Below are 3,599 nucleotides of genomic sequence, written 5' to 3' on the forward strand. Positions count from 1 at the left end.
CAAAGACTCATAAAAACGCTTCTGACAATGAGGACAAACAAAGCGCTTCTTCCGAAGAAAAAGAAAGACCTTCCGCAAGCCAATGGGCGTATGTTGGATCCTTTGCAGACGATAATCATGGATGCGAGAGGTCTTATGCCCACAAACAGGACAAAGTCCCTCCTTGGATAAAGAATGGAGTTTTACATCAATGTGGTCATCAAAAGAGACCACCTCGTCAATAGAGACACCTTTTAAATTCAATAGATTTGTGTTAGTATAGTTTTGCACTTATCTCACCCTTTCTGTTTAGTGTGGTAACTTTATTGTAAAGGAAAAAAGAGATAAGTGCATTTTTTATGGAAAAAAATAAATGTTGGAGTCTAGGGGGACCCCAACATTTATTATAGAACCTTTTTTTATACCTACTTTTAGGAATTGCTAGTATAAATATTCTAAATTTAATATTCACCCAAAAAGGTGCAGGTAAGTTGAAAGACAAACATAAAGATGGGGAAAGCATATCTTCATCGTCTTTTTTATTTGTAAGAAATATAGCTGGAAGGAATATCAACGGATTTACTGACATGCAAAGAACAAACGTATATTCATATGTGAGAGTTCTTGCTGAAACCTTAGCAGGGCTTCCTCTTCATTTATATAAAAGGGGTTTATTGTTTGTGAAGTAGCTATGATAATAAAGAATAAAAATTAATCAACATATTTACCTATACTAGGCTTTTTAGGAATATGAAGTTTTATCTATACTGACCTATCAAGCCACGTGGAATGTATATTTTTGTTGACTAAAACACACAAGTAAAAGTGTGAAAAAGCTTTGAAATGATGGAAAACAGATAAAAACGAGTAACGAGTGAGGTAAATCATGGCATACGAAAAGAAAAGCATTAGAACAATAATAGATGATGCAAATAGTAGAAGAGTCTATCTTCCTGCTATTCAAAGAAAATATGTGTGGGGAGATGCACAGATTACAAGATTAATGGATTCTATCATGCTTGGATATCCTATTGGAACTTTTCTTTTTTGGAGAGTTAAGAAGACTATTGTGAACCAAAAAGAGTATTCAATGTATGAATTAATAAAAGATTACCATGAAAGAGATGCGTATAAGAATCCGGCTGCACCACAGCCGTTCCCAGTTGGTAGTGGAGATGAAACAATCTGTGCAGTTTTGGATGGCCAGCAGAGATTGACTTCTCTATACATAGCTTTGCAAGGAAGTATGAGCAGAAAACTTCCAAACAAAAGATGGAAGAATGATGATGCATTTCCGAAAAAAGAATTGTACTTTGATTTGCACAGTGAAAAAACTGGTGAAGCAGACATTTCTTACGAATTTAAATTTTTAACAGCAGAAGAGGCTGCAAAGAATAAGGACGATAAGCTTTGGTATTTTGTAAAAGATATCCTTAAGTATTCAGCTGAAGATTTATTAACAGAGGTCATCATTCCTAATGGATGGGCAACCGACAAAGTCGCAACAAAGAATATTTCTCTTTTGCATACAAGACTGGTTACTGATGAAATCATCAACTACTTTGAAGTAGTTGATGATTCGATAGACAGTGTATTGGATATTTTCGTTAGAGTAAATTCTGGTGGAACCGTTCTTTCAAAGAGTGACTTATTATTCTCTACCATTGTTTCTTATTGGGATAAGGCAAGGGATGAAATTGATAAGTTGCTTTCTGAAATAAATAAGAAAGGCGAAGGATTCAAGTTCTCTAATGACTTTATAATGCGTACCTGATTGTATCTTTTAGATATGTCCGTAGCATTAAAAGTAGAAACATTCAAAAAAGATAGTATACTAAAAATCAAAGAAAACTGGGATTCAATCCGAAAAGCTATCAATGATACTGTTGATTTGTTAAATGAATTCGGATTTAATTCGGAGAAGATGATTTCTTATGTGGCTGTTTCGCCTATGGTTTACTACAGATATAAAGGTGGTAATTTTGATTCGAGCAGTAAAGCTGAATTAAGAAAATATATTGTAATTGCACAGGTAAGACAAATTTTTGGCGCTGCGTCAAATTCTGCACTGACAAGCATAAGAGAGGCATTGAAGGCAGCACCATCTAATTCATTTAGTATGAAAAATCTAAATGGGATTAGATTCACAGGTGACAGAACTCTTAGATATACTGTGGATGAGATTGATGCAATGTTTGACACATATGAGATTGGTGCCTATACATTTATGTTGTTATCTCTTATGTATCCAAATTTGAAATATAGTCAGAAAGGTTTCCATCAAGATCATATGCATCCGTATACAGAATTTGAAGAAGGCAAGATTAAAGACTTAGTGTTGCCGGATGGAACAGTGATTGATGATGATACTAAAGAAGATTGGCGTAGAAGAAGGAATACATTAGCAAACTTTCAATTGTTGGAAGGTAGAGAGAATGAATCCAAGAATGCGACACCACTTGTAGATTGGTTGAAGATTACTGAAAATAGTGAAAATGCTAAGTACCTTCCTAGTGATGTTTCTTATGAACTTGCAAACTTTGAAGAGTTTATGGAGAAACGTCAGAAGCTGATGAGCAAGGCATTAAAGGGCATTCTTTTATAGCATTTGCCTTTATTAACAATAGGACAAACTGAAAATAGATTATTCTTTCTGGATGAAAGATTCGAACAGGGACTTCCGTTTGATGAGAATGAAACATTATACATTGGAAAGTCGATAGCTGGATTGAAGTTAAATCGGTCGGCACAGAATCCGATTACATATCTGTATACACTTGAGAAAGATAAAAATTATATTTAATGAAATTGACAAATCGGGATTTACAGGAAGTGTGACAAGAAAGCCAAAACGGTATACTGGGAAAAAAAGATTAAGAAAAGAATAAAGAGCTGGTTTTAATTGTAAAATTTATGGGGAACTAACATCAGCTTATTGACATAAATTTAAAAATAAGTACAATAATAGTTGAGTAATTGTTCAACTATTATTATTTGAAGGTGAATATATGTCAAAAACGTCTTATATTTGTAATTGCGATGTAATTCATGAGGATATTGTGAATGATGTGAAATCCAAGATGCAGCCAAAAGATGATTATATCCAGTTGGCTTCTTTGTTTAAGCTATTTGGAGATGGAACTAGAGTACAAATCTTACACGCTCTAGAACAGAGTGAGATGTGTGTATGTGATCTTGCAGTGCTACTGGGGGTAACAAAATCTGCAATTTCGCATCAGTTAAAGGTATTACGCCTAGCGAATCTGGTAAAATTCCGTAAAGAAGCACGGATAGTTTACTACTCGCTGGCAGATGATCATGTGAAAGAGATTATTGACAAGGGATTTGAGCATCTTTGGCAGAAACAATAATTTTTAATATTATAGTTGAGTAATTGAGCAATTAAACAAATTATAAGGAGATTATCATGAAACGCATATTTCTATTAAAAGGGTTGGACTGTCCGAACTGCTCCGCAAAAATTGAAAAAGAAGTCGGAGAATTGGATGGAGTACAATCCTCAGTTGTAAATTTGATGAAGCAGACGCTGATAATCAATGTTGCTCCAGCTGCCGCAGATACGATAGCCAGTCAGATTGAAACGATTGTTCATAGTCATG

The 3,599-nt window shown here is 34.5% G+C and carries 6 protein-coding genes; 5 read left to right on the top strand and 1 reads right to left on the bottom strand.

Going from position 1 to position 3,599, the window contains the following annotated elements; genetic code table 11:
• Positions 1 to 243, bottom strand: a 243-nt coding sequence (locus BQ7400_RS10235; RefSeq protein ID WP_180371928.1) for a transposase family protein, incomplete at its 3' end; no start/stop codon positions are given.
• Between the two features lie 227 nt (positions 244 to 470).
• Here BQ7400_RS10235 and BQ7400_RS00055 point away from each other — a divergent pair.
• The 5 genes from BQ7400_RS00055 to BQ7400_RS00075 form a co-directional block, all read left to right on the top strand.
• On the top strand, positions 471 to 668 hold the full coding sequence (locus tag BQ7400_RS00055) for a hypothetical protein (protein ID WP_219306798.1): 198 nt from the start codon (positions 471 to 473) through the stop codon (positions 666 to 668).
• 197 nt (positions 669 to 865) lie between these two features.
• A complete protein-coding gene (locus BQ7400_RS10655; protein WP_219306796.1) occupies positions 866 to 1,753 on the top strand; it encodes a DUF262 domain-containing protein in 888 nt (295 codons plus the stop codon).
• A 15-nt stretch (positions 1,754 to 1,768) separates the two neighbouring features.
• Positions 1,769 to 2,584 (top strand): hypothetical protein, encoded by an 816-nt coding sequence (locus BQ7400_RS10660; RefSeq protein ID WP_219306797.1) that lies wholly within the window; start codon positions 1,769 to 1,771, stop codon positions 2,582 to 2,584.
• Positions 2,585 to 2,987: 403 nt separating this feature from the next.
• On the top strand, positions 2,988 to 3,350 hold the full coding sequence (locus tag BQ7400_RS00070; protein WP_034437740.1) for an ArsR/SmtB family transcription factor: 363 nt from the start codon (positions 2,988 to 2,990) through the stop codon (positions 3,348 to 3,350).
• Positions 3,351 to 3,406: 56 nt separating this feature from the next.
• The coding region (locus BQ7400_RS00075; RefSeq protein WP_072469052.1) for a heavy-metal-associated domain-containing protein at positions 3,407 to 3,599 on the top strand (193 nt) is incomplete at its 3' end.

This window comes from Urinicoccus massiliensis, assembly GCF_900120405.1.
GTDB lineage: Bacteria > Bacillota > Clostridia > Tissierellales > Peptoniphilaceae > Urinicoccus > Urinicoccus massiliensis.

Bases quoted from the DNA above. Each gene is read 5' to 3' on its own strand.
- BQ7400_RS10655 (WP_219306796.1), top strand. From the start codon at position 866: ATGGCATACGAAAAGAAAAGCATTAGAACAATAATAGATGATGCAAAT.
- BQ7400_RS10660 (WP_219306797.1), top strand. From the start codon at position 1,769: ATGTCCGTAGCATTAAAAGTAGAAACATTCAAAAAAGATAGTATACTA.
- BQ7400_RS00070 (WP_034437740.1), top strand. From the start codon at position 2,988: ATGTCAAAAACGTCTTATATTTGTAATTGCGATGTAATTCATGAGGAT.